Source organism: Geoalkalibacter subterraneus (assembly GCF_000827125.1).
Lineage (GTDB): Bacteria > Desulfobacterota > Desulfuromonadia > Desulfuromonadales > Geoalkalibacteraceae > Geoalkalibacter_A > Geoalkalibacter_A subterraneus.
Genome location: NZ_CP010311.1, coordinates 3,057,087 through 3,072,828 on the forward strand (window position 1 = coordinate 3,057,087; position 15,742 = coordinate 3,072,828).

General features: G+C 56.6%; 15 protein-coding genes and 2 pseudogenes. 2 read left to right on the forward strand and 15 right to left on the reverse strand.

The window, feature by feature from the left end; genetic code table 11:
- Nucleotides 1-166: 166 nt before the first annotated feature.
- Both GSUB_RS14230 and GSUB_RS14235 read right to left on the reverse strand, forming a co-directional pair.
- Nucleotides 167-568: an iron-sulfur cluster assembly scaffold protein gene (locus tag GSUB_RS14230; protein ID WP_040201386.1), complete on the reverse strand. Its 402-nt coding sequence runs from the start codon at nt 566-568 to the stop codon at nt 167-169.
- Nucleotides 569-842: 274 nt separating this feature from the next.
- Nucleotides 843-2,183 (reverse strand): sigma-54 interaction domain-containing protein, encoded by a 1,341-nt coding sequence (locus GSUB_RS14235; RefSeq protein ID WP_052465087.1) that lies wholly within the window; start codon nt 2,181-2,183, stop codon nt 843-845.
- Nucleotides 2,184-2,421: 238 nt separating this feature from the next.
- On the opposite strand from GSUB_RS14235, the gene GSUB_RS14240 reads away from it, so the two are divergent.
- The gene (locus GSUB_RS14240; protein ID WP_040201387.1) at nt 2,422-4,770 is read left to right on the forward strand and encodes a hypothetical protein; all 2,349 of its coding nucleotides are present in this window, start codon (nt 2,422-2,424) and stop codon (nt 4,768-4,770) included.
- Between the two features lie 113 nt (nt 4,771-4,883).
- Nucleotides 4,884-5,585 (forward strand): hypothetical protein, encoded by a 702-nt coding sequence (locus GSUB_RS14245; RefSeq protein ID WP_040201388.1) that lies wholly within the window; start codon nt 4,884-4,886, stop codon nt 5,583-5,585.
- A gap of 166 nt (nt 5,586-5,751) precedes the next feature.
- Here the strand turns inward: GSUB_RS14245 and GSUB_RS14250 are convergent.
- The 13 genes and pseudogenes from GSUB_RS14250 to GSUB_RS14305 form a co-directional block, all read right to left on the reverse strand.
- Nucleotides 5,752-6,246, reverse strand: a pseudogene (locus GSUB_RS14250) (DUF3373 family protein); the annotation flags it as partial.
- A gap of 67 nt (nt 6,247-6,313) precedes the next feature.
- Nucleotides 6,314-7,591 carry a Ni/Fe hydrogenase subunit alpha gene (locus GSUB_RS14255; protein WP_040201390.1) on the reverse strand — a complete coding sequence of 426 codons (1,278 nt, stop codon included), beginning with the start codon at nt 7,589-7,591 and terminating at the stop codon, nt 6,314-6,316.
- A 95-nt stretch (nt 7,592-7,686) separates the two neighbouring features.
- Nucleotides 7,687-8,421 (reverse strand): NADH-quinone oxidoreductase subunit B family protein, encoded by a 735-nt coding sequence (locus GSUB_RS14260; RefSeq protein WP_040201391.1) that lies wholly within the window; start codon nt 8,419-8,421, stop codon nt 7,687-7,689.
- A complete protein-coding gene (locus tag GSUB_RS18205; RefSeq protein ID WP_052464961.1) occupies nt 8,418-10,313 on the reverse strand; it encodes a 4Fe-4S dicluster domain-containing protein in 1,896 nt (631 codons plus the stop codon). Before GSUB_RS18205 ends, GSUB_RS14260 begins: the two co-directional genes overlap by 4 nt.
- A 129-nt stretch (nt 10,314-10,442) precedes the next feature.
- Nucleotides 10,443-11,510, reverse strand: a complete 1,068-nt coding sequence (locus GSUB_RS14270; protein WP_040202630.1) for a protein-glutamate methylesterase/protein-glutamine glutaminase — start codon at nt 11,508-11,510, stop codon at nt 10,443-10,445.
- A 55-nt stretch (nt 11,511-11,565) separates the two neighbouring features.
- Nucleotides 11,566-11,964: a response regulator gene (locus GSUB_RS14275; protein WP_040201392.1), complete on the reverse strand. Its 399-nt coding sequence runs from the start codon at nt 11,962-11,964 to the stop codon at nt 11,566-11,568.
- An 18-nt stretch (nt 11,965-11,982) separates the two neighbouring features.
- Complete coding sequence (locus GSUB_RS14280) at nt 11,983-12,813, reverse strand: response regulator (RefSeq protein ID WP_040201393.1); 831 nt, start codon at nt 12,811-12,813, stop codon at nt 11,983-11,985.
- A 98-nt stretch (nt 12,814-12,911) separates the two neighbouring features.
- On the reverse strand, nt 12,912-13,268 hold the full coding sequence (locus tag GSUB_RS18755; protein ID WP_084212114.1) for a CheR family methyltransferase: 357 nt from the start codon (nt 13,266-13,268) through the stop codon (nt 12,912-12,914).
- A 107-nt stretch (nt 13,269-13,375) separates the two neighbouring features.
- Nucleotides 13,376-13,576: pseudogene (locus tag GSUB_RS19800) on the reverse strand (chemotaxis protein CheW); the annotation flags it as partial.
- Nucleotides 13,491-13,928 carry an Hpt domain-containing protein gene (locus GSUB_RS18220; RefSeq protein WP_052464964.1) on the reverse strand — a complete coding sequence of 146 codons (438 nt, stop codon included), beginning with the start codon at nt 13,926-13,928 and terminating at the stop codon, nt 13,491-13,493. The pseudogene GSUB_RS19800 and the gene GSUB_RS18220, both read right to left, overlap by 86 nt.
- A gap of 41 nt (nt 13,929-13,969) precedes the next feature.
- On the reverse strand, nt 13,970-14,293 hold the full coding sequence (locus tag GSUB_RS14295) for a hypothetical protein (protein WP_040201394.1): 324 nt from the start codon (nt 14,291-14,293) through the stop codon (nt 13,970-13,972).
- Nucleotides 14,294-14,561: 268 nt separating this feature from the next.
- Entirely contained in the window at nt 14,562-14,909 is a 348-nt protein-coding gene (locus GSUB_RS14300; protein ID WP_040201395.1) for a sensor histidine kinase, read from the reverse strand.
- 161 nt (nt 14,910-15,070) lie between these two features.
- Nucleotides 15,071-15,739 carry a cytochrome b/b6 domain-containing protein gene (locus GSUB_RS14305; RefSeq protein ID WP_040201396.1) on the reverse strand — a complete coding sequence of 223 codons (669 nt, stop codon included), beginning with the start codon at nt 15,737-15,739 and terminating at the stop codon, nt 15,071-15,073.
- Between the last annotated feature and the right edge of the window lie 3 nt (nt 15,740-15,742).

Genomic DNA, 15,742 nt, shown 5'->3' on the forward strand with positions numbered 1-15,742 from the left:
AAGAACGTGCCAGGTAACCGTAAAACTTTTTATTAGAATATTTCCAACTAGTTACACAAACATCTAATAGCCGACCCTTCATATTTCCAGAGAAAATCGTTGCAAATTGCAACAAAAAAACAACGATCACCGCAACGATCACCGCCCGTGCTGCCGATCAAAAACCTCATGCGTTCTCAGCCGCCTGTTTCTGTGCTGCCTGAGCAAGAAATTCGCGATAGCGGCTTATGGCGCTATGCAGGGCTCCCGCCGCCAGATTGGAACAGTGCATCTTTTCCTCTGGCAGGCCATCCAGCGCATCGGCAATATCCTGATCTGTTACACGCAACACCTCATCAAGAGGCATCCCCTTCACCATTTCGCTGGCGATGGACGAGGTGGCGATTGCCGCACCGCAACCGTGAATCTTGTATTTGATGTCTGCGATCCGATCGTTTTCGATCCGCAGGAAAATCACCAGAAAATCGCCACAATCGGGGTCGCCGATTTTAGCGATGACGGTCGGGTTTTCCAGCACACCAACGTTGCGGGGGTTGGCGAAATGGTCCATGACTTTTTCGGTATACATTTTTGGACTCCCTTGAGTTGAAGGCGCAAGTGGACGAATTGAACATCTACAGTAGTTTCCAAAACATATGCCGAAAAAAATAAACAATTTTTTCGTTAGATTACGGCAACTTACGGATGCGTCAGGATTTAAGATACCGGCAGGGATCCTTCAAGCTGTTGCAGTTGCAACGGCAGAGAGAGTACGGACAAAAAAAGAGGCGGAGAAGTAAGGATTTAGCAAAAGAGAGGTACGTTGCGGCAGCGGGCATCGAAATGCAACGCTGCAACGAGATTTAGGGGCTGTCTTCTTTAAGCCAACGCCACAGGGTGGTGCGGTTGATGCCGAGTTCACGCGCCACGGCGGTTTTATTGCCGCGGTGACGGCGCAGCAGTTGCTGCAACTGCTCTACGGTGGGGCGCCGCCCAACCAGAGCGGGCTCGGTTGAATCCTGCGGCCTCTCCCGTCGCGACGGCAGAGACTCAGCACCGATGGTGGTATCACGGCACAGGATCACGGCGCGCTCCACCAGATTGAACAGTTCGCGGACGTTGCCTGAATAATCGTGGTTGAGAAGAAATTCGAGAGCTTCCGGGGAGAAGCCGCCGATGCGCTTGCCGTAGGCGCGATTGAAACGGTCCAGCGCCACGTCCAGCAGCAGAGGGATATCCTCGGGCCGTTCCCGCAAAGGCGGAATTTTCAGGTTGACCACGTTGATGCGGAAAAAGAGGTCGCGTCGGAAGCTGCCATCGGCCACCATCTCTTCCAGATCGCGGTGTGTCGCCGCGACAAAGCGCACATCGGCCCTGCGCGGCCGCCTTGCGCCCAGGGGCTGGTACTCGCGGTTTTCCAGCACACGCAGCAGCTTGACCTGAAGCGCCAGAGGCAGATCGCCGATCTCATCCAGAAACAGCGTCCCCCCTTCGGCCTGCTCCAATCTCCCGGAACGATCTTCCACCGATCCGGTATAGGCACCGCGCTTGGCGCCAAAGATCTCGGCTTCCAGCAGCGGTTCGGGGAGCGCGCCGCAGTTGACTACCACCAGCGGCCCTTCCCGCCGGGGACTCAAATCATGCAGCGCCCGCGCAAACAGCTCCTTGCCGGTGCCGCTTTCACCCTGCAACAGCACCGTTGCATCACTGACGGCCACATCGGGCAGGATGTCGAACAGCTGTCGCATGCGCGGATCGCGACTGACCATATCCTGGAAGGTGTACCGCCCCTCGACCTCGCGCTTGAGGGCTTCAATCTGCGACAGGTCGCGAAAGGTCTCCACCCCGCCGACCGGATTGCCTTCCGCGTCGCGCAGCACCGAGGCGCTCACCGAGATGGGGATTTCGCGATTGTCCCGGTCGAGGATATCCACCTGCCGGTTGACCACATCCTCGCCGCTCGCCAGCGCCTCGCGCACCGGGCAATGGGTAAAGCAGATGTTGCTGCGAAAGATTTCACAGCAGCTCTGCCCCAGCGCCTCCTCGCGGGAAAAGCCGGTGATCTCCTCCGCCGCCCGGTTGAACCAGGTAATGCGCATCTGCTGATCGACGGTGAAGACACCATCGGCGACACTGTCGAGAATCGTGGCCAGATGTTCCAGGTGGCGGCAGGGACCGCCAGCAACGGGGTGTTGATCATCCATGATCATTGAATCCTTCCACAGCATCCGATCCGATTCACAGACAACAGGATAGCACGCGCACTCCTAAATCTGTAACAAAGAGATTATCAACCGCCCTGTTGCAGTCCAAAGTGAATAAGATTTTCAAAACATTTTTTTATTGACAACAAAAAAAGAATAGCAGATAAATTAAACTTCACAAATAACAGTGCATGGCGTGACATCAATGTCTATGCACAACCACACAGGAGGGAAAAAAATGAGTTTTGTTCGAACAAGTCTGGTGGCTCTTCTTGCCACAATGTTTTTGGCCGCCTGCGGCGGCAGTGGCGGCAGTGGCGGCAGCAGTGGCAGTGATACTCCCCCGGTAAGCGGAAGTGGTATTGCTGTTGACCCCTATATCGTTGGCGCCGTATTTAACGAAGTATTGATTGATCCTGAAACAGGCGATGAAGAAATCCTCCAGAGATCCACACCTTCAGATGAACACGGTTATTTCAGTTTTGATGAACCCTTTTCTGAAGATTCCGTTATTGTCATCTCCGACACCCGAGGCTTACACAACGGTATTCCCTTCAATGGAAGGCTGAAGAGGAAAGTGGATGATAACGGCACTCTAGTGACTTCTCCAATCACCACCCTTCTTGCTGAGGGCATGGATGAAAAGGAGGCCGCTATATTATTAGCAGGGGAAAATGCTTCTGAAGAAGAAATTGAAGCCTTTCGCGCCAAACTCAAACTGAATCCCATGACGGAACCTGACCACAAACTGCTTGTGGCCGCCATGGCGATCAACACCGCGTTGACTGCCACCAACAACAATATCAATGACCAAAAACTAGAAGAAGTTTTTAAGGCAGTTTCCAAAATCCTGGATGAAAAGATTTTCAATCCTGAAAATGAGGATAAGCCCCTCAATACCCGCATCGGTACATCCGTCGGCCTCACGGACTTCATTGCCAAAAAAATTCAGAGCGATGACAGCTTTGACATTGAAACAGGCGTATCGGACATATTGATTCGAGACGCCATGGAAAAAGCTGGCGAAGATGGAAAAGTTGCCATCGACGATGATGGCACCGTCGACAAACCAAGCGAAAAGGTTGCCGACTCGCTGAAAAAAGGCTTTGCAGCTCTTGACGCCGCAGCACAAAACAACAAAACCGATGACCTGCTGGCGGCCACGCGGCATTTCAAAATGGCGGCGGCACTCACAGCCACAGATGCCGAGGCCACCCGCAACGATAAAGACGCCGCCCTGTTCTTCGGCAGCATGGCCCAGGTCATGAGCCTGGCAAATCCATATTCCAGCACCGTTAGCAGTGGCTACAACCGGCTGGGCGACATTCTGGACGCTTTTGGTTTCTACGACGAGCGTGATGACATCTCGCTGATATCCTATCCAGAAGAGTGCACCACAGTTACAACGGCTTATGGTTGGACTTACGAAGAATGTGTCAGCGACCCTCTGCCTCAGACAACCCCCACCAGCGGTGAACTGCAGCAGTTCCTGTTCAATCGCCTCGGCAGTGAATTGACCGGCGCCGCCAACACCCTGAGCCAGGTCAGTTCCCAGTTCAGCTACCAGTGGACCGACCCGGTCGATGCTTCGACCGTTCAGTTCGATTATGCCGACGCCTTGTTTCTCAGCTCGGTTGCCCACGGCATGCTGGGGCAACTGAATATTCAGCAAGCTTACAATCTGGATATCGATATTTCTGAAGTTGAAAACAAACTCCGCACAGAAAATTCTCTCGATCAAAGAACTTACACCGCAGAAGACTTCCTGCAGGCCCATCCTGAACTGGGCACATTGAAAGCCGATTACACTACCCGTCTGGATGAAAGCAAAAAGCAGTTCAATAAAGCTGCGGATCAATTGCTTGCCGCCTTCACGGCCATGGAAGAAGAGACGGATGATCAGAGAAACAATTTCATCAACTTCTATACAGAAGACTGCGCATGGATCGGCTCAGCATATGAGTGTACCGAGAATCCTGAAAAAATGGCGGCCGACATTGAGGAGGCCAAAGCAAATATCGCTCAATTCAAGGATGCACTAGACCAACCAGTCATTTTCGAAAATGACCCGGCAGATTCTAGCGACAACGAAACAATTGATTTCAGCCGCCTCTTCGAGGGCATCGATCTGCGGGAGCAGATTCCGCCTGTGAAGGGCAATGTTCCTGGGATGTTCGAAGACCCCACCCTCGATAACCTTTTGATAGACACACATTTTGATCTCAACCAGGACCTCGATGAGGACGGCTCCCCCGATCTGCTGGTTGGCTTTTCTCAGTTCGGTGCGCCACTGGTCAGCGGCAGAACATTCGACATTCTCTGGTCTTACTGCGGGGTCAGCGGGACTTTACAGATCAATGAAGACTCCACCTATAACTACACTTGGTCTGACTGGTACACAAATGACGGTCCTCAACAAAGTTCCGGCACCTGGAGTATCGAGGAAGGACGATTAAACTTAACCGGCGACAGCTTTGATATGACAGCAGAGATGGACAAAGGGAACGGCTTAGAGGGCGAATCCCTCGATCTCGACATCTGGTGGTCTCAATCTGACAACCAAGGCTGTTTCGGCTATTGGAACTAATGTCTGAACAGTTCTAAAACTGATCCCGCAACGGGGTCATCCACAACGGATGACCCCGTTCCTTGTGAGGCCAGAGATTGAACCGAAACCCGCTCCTAGCAGAAACCAGCAAGATGGTTCGCATCTTACTGATTTTAATGATCTCGATTACATCGTCTGCGTGTGAGCGAGATGGAGAAAAACACAATCAAAACCCTATCAGAATCGAAAATTCCTCAAATGTTATCGATATCCGAGGGATCACCCACACAAGTTATTCACACGAGGGGAAAGTTACTCAACGCATTGCCGCTGACCAGTTCCTCGTTCGCCCTCGACAGTTCGGCGGGCTGCGAGTTAAATCGATCAATGAAGCCTATCTTGTCAATACTTCGATCGATCTGCACAAAAGACCTGACTCTGACGCCAACACAGAAGAAGATCTTGCCAACACCTCTACATCCTCCGGTTCCGGAGTAAATCTCTCCTCGGTCATTCAAAATCTCGCACAAGCCCGCGGGGTGGGCCGTCTGACACGCGTAATCATCACCGACCTTGAGCTGAACATCTTCCTCAATGGAAACCTTCGCTATAAAATGCTTTCGAACAAAGCGGTGATTGATTTCAACAAGGGACAGTCATCCTTTAATGGTTTTGAATATTTCCATCAAGACGATGTTTTTTTAATCCGCGCGTCAGAAGCTTATCACGACCACGGGAATAATCGGTTTGTCATTCCCGGGGCTTTTTCCTTCTCAAGCCGCACCATAAATCGGCACGGGGAAGGGCTGATAATTAACGATAAAGGAAGCCTTACTTTCCTGGATTCTGAATAAAAACATTTTGTTGCCCTCCGTATTTCTCTTTCCCACACTTTGATGGCACAAAAAAAGCCGGCCACAAGGACCGGCAAAAAATATCTGCGGCGGTTTCGCCGCCGGAGGAGGTGGAGCGTGCGCGGCCGGCATGTAAGTCCGGCCGCGCTTTTGGTTCTCTCGAAAATCAGAATTTAACGGTCAGTGATGCGTTGATGTCCCAGGCGGTGTCGATGACAGGGAACATGGAGAATTCCTTGCCGTCCTGCACGTCCTCGACTTTTTTCGGCTTGCCCACCGGAGAACCGCTGCCGGTGTACTCATAGTCGTAATACAGGGCACCCACCTTGATGAACATGTTGGGGTTGACATCAAAGATGTAGTAAGCCTCGCCCACATGACCGCGGGTGGCCAGCTTGCTGCCGACGATATCGTCCTGGGCCTGGGTGAACGGTGTCCAGTACTTGGAGCCCCAGTTGTACTCAACGCCGAATTTACCCATCGGCGCCGGGGTCTGGAAACCGACATAGACGGAATAGCCGTCGTGATCCTCATCGAGGCCGTCGGTTACGAACTCGCCGGTGGACTCGAGAACGGGATTGCCGTTTTCATCGATGGCAGTCACTTCGAACACAGGCGTAGCGTCGGCCAGCAGGCCGCCGAGGCCGGAGGGATTATAGTTGTCGTTGCCGAGGTGATCGACTGAATAGGCGAGAAATGCGGATTAGAGATGCTGATAATGTGCGTGATCAGACAAAATCGATTTTCATCAGGTGGGTGGAGCAACTGATACACGGATCATAGGCACGGACCAGCATTTCGAGGTGGCGAGCCATCTCCGTGCGCGGCAGATGCAGAAGCGAAGGAGCGAGGTGATGCAGGTCGGCCTCGATGTTTCCGAGGTTCTGTGCGGTGGGGATAACACAATCGGCAGACTCGATGCGCCCTTTCTCATCATAGGCATAAGAATGAAACAAGAGACCGCGCGGCGCCTCTACGGCAGCAGCCCCCTTGCCCCCCACCGGCGGCACCCACACGGATTCGGGCTTCAGCCCCTTGAGCAGCAGACCGTCGATCAGGTGGACCGAAGATTCGAGGAAGTGGACCACTTCCACCAGGCGCGCGTAATTGGCCTCGAAAGGATTGACGGTCGTGCGATTGAGACCCAGCGCCTCGGCGACCTTCTTCGCCATGGAGGACAGATGCTCCCCGGCATTTTTATACCGTGCCAGGGGGCCGACCATGAAGTTTTCGCGTGTTGCGCGCGCAAATTTGGCGTTGGAGTGGGGTTGATGATATTCGCTGATCATTGTTTCAAAACGCGCCACAGGGCAGCTTACGCCCTCACTGGAGAACAGGTCGCCGTCAAGCCCGGGGTAACCCTGCTCTGTCCGCAGGCAGATATATTCCGTCTCGCGCGCCATCCAGGGGATCTCGAAATCAGCGAACAGGGCCACGGTCTCTTCCAGGTCAGCGAGCGCCGCCACCAGATTGCGCCTGACCTCCTGCAGTTCGGCGACCCCGGGCAGAACGGAAAAACCGCCGACGCAGGTTGTCGCCGGGTGCACAGCTCGGCCGCCCACCACACGCACCAGATCATTCGCGGTTTTTTTCAGGCGCAACGCACGGCTCACCAGTTCACGGCGGTCGCGGGCCAGTTCGGTAAGACTGGAAACACCAAGGTAGTCAGGCGCCGCCATGAAAAACAGGTGCAGCAAGTGACTCTGCATGTTCTCGCCATGGCTCAGCAACCGCCTCAGTCCACGGGTCTGGTCGGAGACAACCACACCCAGCGCCTGCTCGGTCGCTGCCAGAGAAACAAGAGTGTGCGACACGGAGCACACCCCGCAGATGCGCGCCGCAATGGGCGCCACATCACTGTAATGACGCCCTTTGAGTATCTCCTCGAAAAACCGCGGCGATTCCACCACATCCAGGCGGCACTCTTTGATGGCGCCATCCACGGCATCCACCACCAGGTTGGCGTGCCCTTCCATACGGGCGAGATGATTGAGCTCGATTTTCATATGATCCTAAAGTCAAAAGCTTTAACGGAGAGACGGAGAAAAAACAAGGCGAACTCTCCATCTATTCTCACTCTCTGCGCCTCTCCGTTGGGATTTCAAGATTTTTCCGGCGGCAGATTAAAGATCCGGAATTCCGACAGGATATCCTCCACCGTCAGGCCATGTTCTTCGAGGATCTGCCGGTAGGGGTGGGAGCGCGGGTTGTCCACCAGGCCGCGGCAGCCGCGGCAGCGATCGCCGCCGGCGATGCACAGGGCGTGACAGCCCGCACGGGTGACCGGACCGAGACAGACGGTGCCCTGGTCGAAGGTGCAGGGGTATTCCCCCAGCTTGCACTCTACGCAGACCGAATAGGTCGGCAGTTCCGGAGTGCGCCCCACCAGCAGCGCCTGCAGCAGCTGCAGAAACTCCTCTCCATCCACCGGGCAGCCGGGAAGGCGGGCATCGACCTTGACGAAGCAGGATAGGGGGCGGGGCAAGGTCTTTTCTATCCCCTCCACCTCACGGCCATAAGCGCTGTAAGCCAGCCGCTGCGGCTCGCAGAAATGGCTCAGGGCATTGATGCCTGCATTGTCGGCGCAGGACCCCAGCGCTACCAAAACTTCACAGCGCGAACGGGTCTCCTCCAACCGCCTGACCTCCTGAGGATGTCCGACGCTGCCCTCGACAAAGGCAATATCGAGAGCTTCGCCCGTATCCGCCAAAATCTCGCGAAACGCAGCCACTTCCACCAGCTCGATCAGCTCAAGCCATTGCTCTTCAAGATTGAGCACCGTAAGTTGGCAGCCTTCGCAGCCGGTGAAATCGAAAAAGCCGATCCGTTTCTTCATCGCTCGATCGCTTCTTTCAGGTGTTTGACCTGTGCATAGGGGAAGATCGGTCCGCTCTCGCACACGCAGATGTCGTTGATGCGGCACTTGCCGCATTTACCCAGTCCGCATTTCATGTGGCGTTCGAGGTTGAGATAGAGTTGATCTTCACCGACTCCCCAGCGGAAAAGCAGGGGATTGACTGCGCGGTACATCCGGGCCGGACCGGAAACCACGGTGGTGACACGGTCGGGATCGAGATCGAGATCCTTGAACAGGTGTGCCACATCGCCGCGGGTCACCCCCCAACTGTTGTCCCCCTGGGTCACGGCGAAGCGGCAGTCCATGCTCCCCTCGCGATGCCAGGAGAGCAATTCGTCCCGGAACAGGTAATGATCCACCGTGCGCGCCCCGTACAGAAGCATGATCCGGCCATAGTCATCACGGCGTGCCAGCAGGCCGAGCACCAGGGAGCGCAGCGTAATCATCCCCATGCCGCCGGCGACCACCAGCAGATCGCGGCCGTTGAATCGTTCCAGCGGAAACCCGCAGCCGAAAGGGCCTCGCACCCCGACAGTATCCCCGGGCCGCAGGCGGTGCATGGCCTGGGTCAAAGCTCCCGCAGCACGAACCACTACTTCGATTTCGTCGCTCTGAACCGGCGCCGAAGCGATGGTAAAGGGAGCTTCCCCCTGGCCGAAAACGGATATTTCAAGAAACTCGCCCGGTTCGAATTCCAGCGGATGCGGCATGCGCAGCCGAAAGAGCTTTTCGCTCTCCGTGAGCGACTCGACGTACAGGATTTCAGCCAGCTCCGGACGATACTCTGCCGCGGGAGAGGCCTTCGGAGCCGGGAGGGACTGCTCCTGGTGGAGGCGGTTGAGTACGGCTACAGGGTCAATGCGGCTGAGACACTCCCGGCTGCAGCGGCCGCAGCCGACGCAGGCGGTGCGCTGGTATTTATCCCACAGGTATTTGTATTTACGAAAAAACCGGTGCCGCTGCCGATCCGCCTGGTTGCCGCGGAATTCGTCGCCGCCGGCCACCTTGGTGAACTGGTCGAACTGGCAGGAATCCCAGGTGCGCACCCGCTCGCCGCCCACCAGATCGAGGTCGAGGCGATCCTCGACATTGAAACAGTAGCAACTCGGACACAGCATGGTGCAGGCCCCGCACCCCAGACAGCGACTGCCCAGCTCCTCCCATACCGGATGGTCATAGACGCGCTCCATCAGCGGTGCCAGATCCTCAGAAACAAAATCAAGGCGATGGGAAATCGGTTTGGCCTGCAACGGCAGGGGCGGCTCCGAGGGGCGCTGCGCCACCGTCGGCGCGTAGAGATAAAGCAGGCGCTCGCCGCGGCGGCTGCCGGTCTGCACCAGGTAGCCGCCGGCGACACGGTGGAAAAACAGGTCGAATCCATCCGCGGCCCGGTCCGTTCCCATACTGGTGCAGAAGCAGTGTTCATCGGGCACGCAATCCACCCCGATCAGGATGGTCACTTCACGTTTGGCGCGATAGGCGCTGTCGGCCTCACCGTCGAACAGGCAGTCATCAAGCACCCGCACGGCATGCAGGTCGCAGGGATGCATACCGAAAATAACCCGGGGACTCGCCGCACGTTCCGGCTCCAGCAGAACCCTGCCGCCGAGACGGAAGCGAAACAGTTTTTCCCAGTTGGGAAAGAGAAATTTTTTCGGTGAATGGACCTGGGGAGAATATTCGAGGATCATTTCAGCCGGGTCCTCGATACGGTCGAGCACCCGGCGGTTGCCTTTGGCTTTGACCGCAACCACCTCGAACGCGCTTTGCAGCGCGCGGGCGAACATGTCGATCTCTTCCCGGCTGATGGGGCGCCAGGATGAAGAATCGGGGGGCAGCCCGCCTTGAGGGTCGGTCAGAATATCATTCATGGAAAAAGCATGGACCTTGGCTTGGGGAAGTGTGAATCATGATCGATAGAAGTCAGTGTAAGCGAGGGCATTTGCCGGCGTCAAGGCGGGCAAGTGAGACGGCGAAAGGAAGTTAGATAAAAAGCTTCCTCAGTGCGCCAGTCGCAGCACTTCGCGCGCAATGCGCTCCAGAGAAACGACCTGCTCCACTCCGCCATGTTTGACGGCTTCATTGGGCATGCCGAACACCACGCAGCTGGCTTCGTCCTGGGCGAGGGTGTGGGCACCGGCATCCTTCATCTCCCGCATGCCGCGGGCACCATCGTCGCCCATGCCGGTCATGATCACTCCGACCGCGTTGGCGCCGGCATAACGAGCGGTGGAGCGGAACAGCACATCAACCGAAGGCCGGTGACGAGACACCAGGGGGCCGTCCTTGATTTCCACATAATAGCGCGCACCGCTGCGCTTGAGAAGGCAGTGCCGGTTGCCGGGGGCGATCAGGGCGCGTCCGCGCAACACAGTATCTCCGTCACGGGCTTCCTGAACCGAGATGCGGCACAAACCATCCAGCCGCTGGGCGAAGGAAGCGGTAAACTGCTCGGGCATATGCTGCACAATGACGATACCGGGCACATCGGAGGGGAGTGCTTCCAGAAAAACCCGCAGCGCCTCGGTGCCTCCGGTGGAGGCGCCGACCACCACCACCTTTTCAGTGGTCTGGATCATGGCGCGGTTTTTTGCGGCCGGCAGGACGGCATCGGCGGTCAGTTTGGCGGACACTTCGAGGGTACGCGGCGAAAACTTGCGCAGCCGCGCCCCGGCGGCCGCCTTGACCGTGTCGCAGATGCGTACTTTGGCTTCCTCCAGAAACTGTTTTGTGCCCAGGCGGGGCTTGGTGATGATATCGACGGCGCCGTATTCGAGAGCCTTGAGCGCGGTGTCCGAGCCGTCGTCCGTCAGGCTCGAGCACATGACCACCGGTATGGGGTGCTGGCTCATGATTTTGCGCAGAAACGTCAACCCGTCCATACGCGGCATTTCGACATCGAGGGTGATGACGTCGGGCACCTGCTCTTTGAGGCGCCGCGCGGCCACGTAAGGATCTGAGGCCGTGGCGGTGACCTCGATGTCCGGGTCCGAAGTGAGGATATCGACCATGGTCTGGCGCACGACCGCGGAATCATCGACCACCATGACTTTGATTTTTTTTGCCATGCGCATATCCCCGAAATGTCCGCCGGCCCACGCCTTTGACCGACAGCACTTCAGCCTAGTCGAGCAGTTTGCATTCCCTGAGTTTCAGCAGCAGATTTTTTTTCTCGATCGGCTTGACCAGGTAATCGGTGCACCCCCCGTGATAGAAAGCCTCCACCACATCATGGGGCTGATCCAGCGCCGTTGTCATCAGGACCTTGACCTCATCACGCGGCGCCACCCCCAGCTCTTTTTCGTGCCGCCGGATGATCTTCAATACCTGTTGGCCGTCCATTTCCGGCATCATGATATCGAGACAGATCAGTTGATAAGGACGGCCCTCTTTCTGTGCAGCCTCGAAGGCCGTCACAGCCTCTTCGCCATTGACGGCAACATCACTGGAGCCGAAGGGTTCGAGCATCTTCTGCAACAGGCGACGGCTGGTGAAATCATCTTCAGCAATGAGTATGCGCATAAATTCCGTTCCTTCTCTTCAGCCCTCCTCGGGGCCGATATTTTCGACGATTGCCAGCAGATCCGGCACCTGAAACGGTTTGGCCAGAAAGTCATCAACACCCGCCTCCATAAAACCGTGCCGGTCCTGGGGGTCGACATGGGCGGTCAACGCCACAATCGGTACGGCCGGATCGCATGCGGGGCAGGCGCCGGCGCGGATCATGCGGGTCGCGGTGGTCCCGTCCATTTCGGGCATGACAATATCCATCAGAATCAGGTCAAAACACTGGTCGGCCAGAATTCGAAGCGCCTGAAGACCATTCTCCGCAGTCACCACCTGGTGCCCCCGCTTCTCCAGCACCGTGCGTGTCGCACGGGCATTGATGGGGTTGTCCTCCACCAGTAGGATGCGCCGCGGTCTGTGCGCAAGCCCGGTGGGGGGATGCTGTTTTGCACGTCGCGGGAAACGGGCGTCACCGCCACAGAGTGCCTGCGCAATGGCCTCCTGCAGATCCACCACTTTCAAGGGCTTTTCAACACAGAAAGCGCGCCCCTGCCGGCCCGCTTCGGCAGAGGGGCAGGGTTCACCGTTGAGAAACAGAATGTGCGCATCCGCCAGATCCCCTTCTGCCGCCAGCTTGCGCGCGGCCGCCAGCCCCTGCGCTCCGTAGGCGTTGAGATCGATCAGGACCAGGTCAAGCCCTCCCGGCTGCGCGGCCAATTCCCGCGCGCGCTCCAGCGCCCGGGCCACATTTTCCGCCTCATGGCATTCCCCGCCCCACAAAACGACTGTTTCATAAAGCAGGTCGCGGCATTCGGGGTGATCGCCAACGATCAGAATACGCTTTCCGGTCAGATCCGGCAGCATTTCCCACCCTTTACAGGAAGGAGATGTATTTTGTTTTCGGGTCGCATTGTTCATCGGAACCAGGCACCTCGAGAAAGGAAAACATTCGGCCATCCGGTTCAATCCCGCTGATATACCGTCGGCGCAACCTGTCGCAGAGGCAGGTGAAATCCGTGCAGAGACTCGGAATGCCCCAGAAAAAGGTAACCGCCCGCCACGAGGTGGCGACAGAATTTATGCATCAGCCGCTCCTGGGTCGGCTTGTCGAAATAAATAATGACGTTACGGCAGAAGATCACGTGAAAACATTCCCGCAGGCCGAAATCTTCGTCCATGAAATTGAGCCGTCCAAAGCGCAGCATCCGTCGCAGGTCAGAATCGATGCGCACCAGCCCGGAACTGCGGTCACGGCTGCGCAGCAGGTATTTGCGGCGCAGGGGTTCTGGGATGGGGTGAATGCGTTCTTCGGCGTAAATCGCTTTGCGTGCATGCCCATCCCCTGATTGAACTCGGTCCGCAGCCGGGTACCGATCCTGGGGGCGGCCTCAATGCTCTGAGGCGCGATTTCGAGAACTTCTTCCACCTGGTCGGCCAGTACGCCGAGTACGGTCGTGTCCTGCTCCAGCTCGACTTCGACGATGATGATGCAGGTATTGACGGTGCGCGGCGTCGGCGCCATACCGAATTTGACCCGCAGATCAACCACCGGCGCCGGCTTCGACCTCAGAATCCCCGCCCTGAGAAGAATCGGCCGGCTGTTGCGGCAGGAACTCGCGAAATGCATGGATCAGCTGCTCGGTTCTGGCCGCATCAACCCGGGCCTCGCCGACCGAGGCATCCTGCATCGCCTTGATCTGGTCGCGAGCCAACAGGCACAGGTCCACCATCTCCTTGGTGACTGCGATTTCGCCGTTGCGCACCAGGTCGAAAACGGTCTCAATTTCGCGAGTGAATGCGGAAATCTCATCAAAACCGAACATGGCGCCCGACCCCTTGATGGTGTGCATGGCGCGAAAGACCCGGCTGATGAGTTCCATATCATCAGGGCATTCCTCCAGCATCAGCAGGGCGGTTTCCAGCTCGGTCAGCAGTTCGTAGGCTTCTTCGCGAAAGGCGTCGTTGGGTTGTTCGCTCATTTCAGGAATCCCATTTCATGAAGAAAGAGTCCCGATGCCGGCTATGAACACCAGAGACACGTTGTTTTATCGGTGGCGTGCACACAGCCTTCGTGCCGGGGAAAACCGGCGCCCCAGACCAGGGCGACGGCCGCCATCAATCCCAGCGCTCTGCTTCCAACATTCATACCGGCGGCGGCAGCCAGGAAACCCAGGGTCGCCAGACCGGCAAGCAGCGGCACCAGCAGCGTACTTTTTTCAACTCGTTTTAAAGACTCTCCCATAGCCCCCTCTTTGCAGGTTCGATAAACGGCGCGGCGGCGGAAGCCGGCGAAGCACATAAACAGGACCGGGCAAACCTGGTTGCCAACCCTGTCGCACTTCATATTCTTAGCCTAGTTTAATTGTTTTTGCAACATTTATTTGCTTCCATTAACAGATTTTCTGGGCTGAGAAGAGGATCGAAATGTTTCAGTTGCGGGATCTATTCACCTCGCGGGGTCGCAGCTTCCATGACAAGGGTGTTTGGTGCCAGGGAGGGCGCCAATCAAACGGCCATGGATGGCGTAAAGTGCCCCTTTCATGGGAGTTGCGACCCCATGCTGAACATTTACGAGTTGCGCAAGGTGCTTGCAGGGAAGGGGAGGGAGGAGATTATCTGGGGAGAGTGAAATAAACGGAGGTGCCGGTCCCTGTTGCGCTGTCGATCCAGATGCGGCCGCCGTGGGAGGCAACAATGTGTTTGACGATGGAGAGCCCGAGACCGGTGCCGGATACTGCGATATTGGAGTGGTCGGCGCGATAGAATTTGTCGAAAGCCTGCGCCGACTGCTCCCGGGTCATGCCGATCCCCCAGTCGCGAACGCTCACCTGGTATTCACTGCCTTCACAGCGCCCGCTCACCTCGATGATGCGTGAGTCGGGGGAATACTTGACGGCATTGGACAGAAGATTCTCCATAACTTTTACTGAATAGCACAGATCAATGAAAATGGCGACCATCAACACTCATGGAAAACCTGAAATTCAAGCACCGGTTCACCTCTGGCAGAGCTTCATAAAAAATCGGGCGGCTCACCCCCGTTGGTGAACCGCCCCATGGCATGCAGCGGAAAAAATCATTTAAAGCAAGGATGTCGAAGCGTCCTCGATCAGCTCAGCACTCAATGGCCGCTCTGAGGGGATTGCGCATGATGCTCGTCCTCATGCACCTCTTCCCAGCCGGTCCACATGGGTTTGAAATATGCGAGGGGCGTCGCGCCGAGCGTGGCCAGATAGACATGGGTGAAGAGAAAAGCCACCAGGGCGCAGGCCAGCAGGAAGTGCGCACCGACCACAACCTTGAGTCCGCCCAGCAGCATGACAAGGTGCTGCATTGGCCCGAGGTTGAGCAACAGCAGCCCGGAAAGAATCACCAGCGGTACCAGGACCATCATGATCACCAGATAGGCCGATTTCTGCATGGGGTTGAACTTGGCCTCGGGCGTCGCATGATGCGGGTTGGGCTTGCCACGAAAGTAGTTGAAGAAGTAGAACAGCACCTGGCGTACCAGACCGCCGGAAAGATCATCCTTGGTCGGCACGTACAGCTTCACGAGCTTGCGTGAAATGACCAGGTAATAGATCAGCCACAGGCAGAAAGAGATACTCACCACGATGCCGGCCGTATTGTGCAGTTCGATCGCGGCCCGGTAGCTGCCGAAGATATTGACCTTGTCGGGGAAGCGAATCTGGATGCCGGACAAAATGAGGGCGATAAAGCCGAATGCGTTAAGCCAGTGCCAGATTCGAACCGGCGTCGGTTGCAGGTAGATGTATTGTTTGCGTGCCATGAC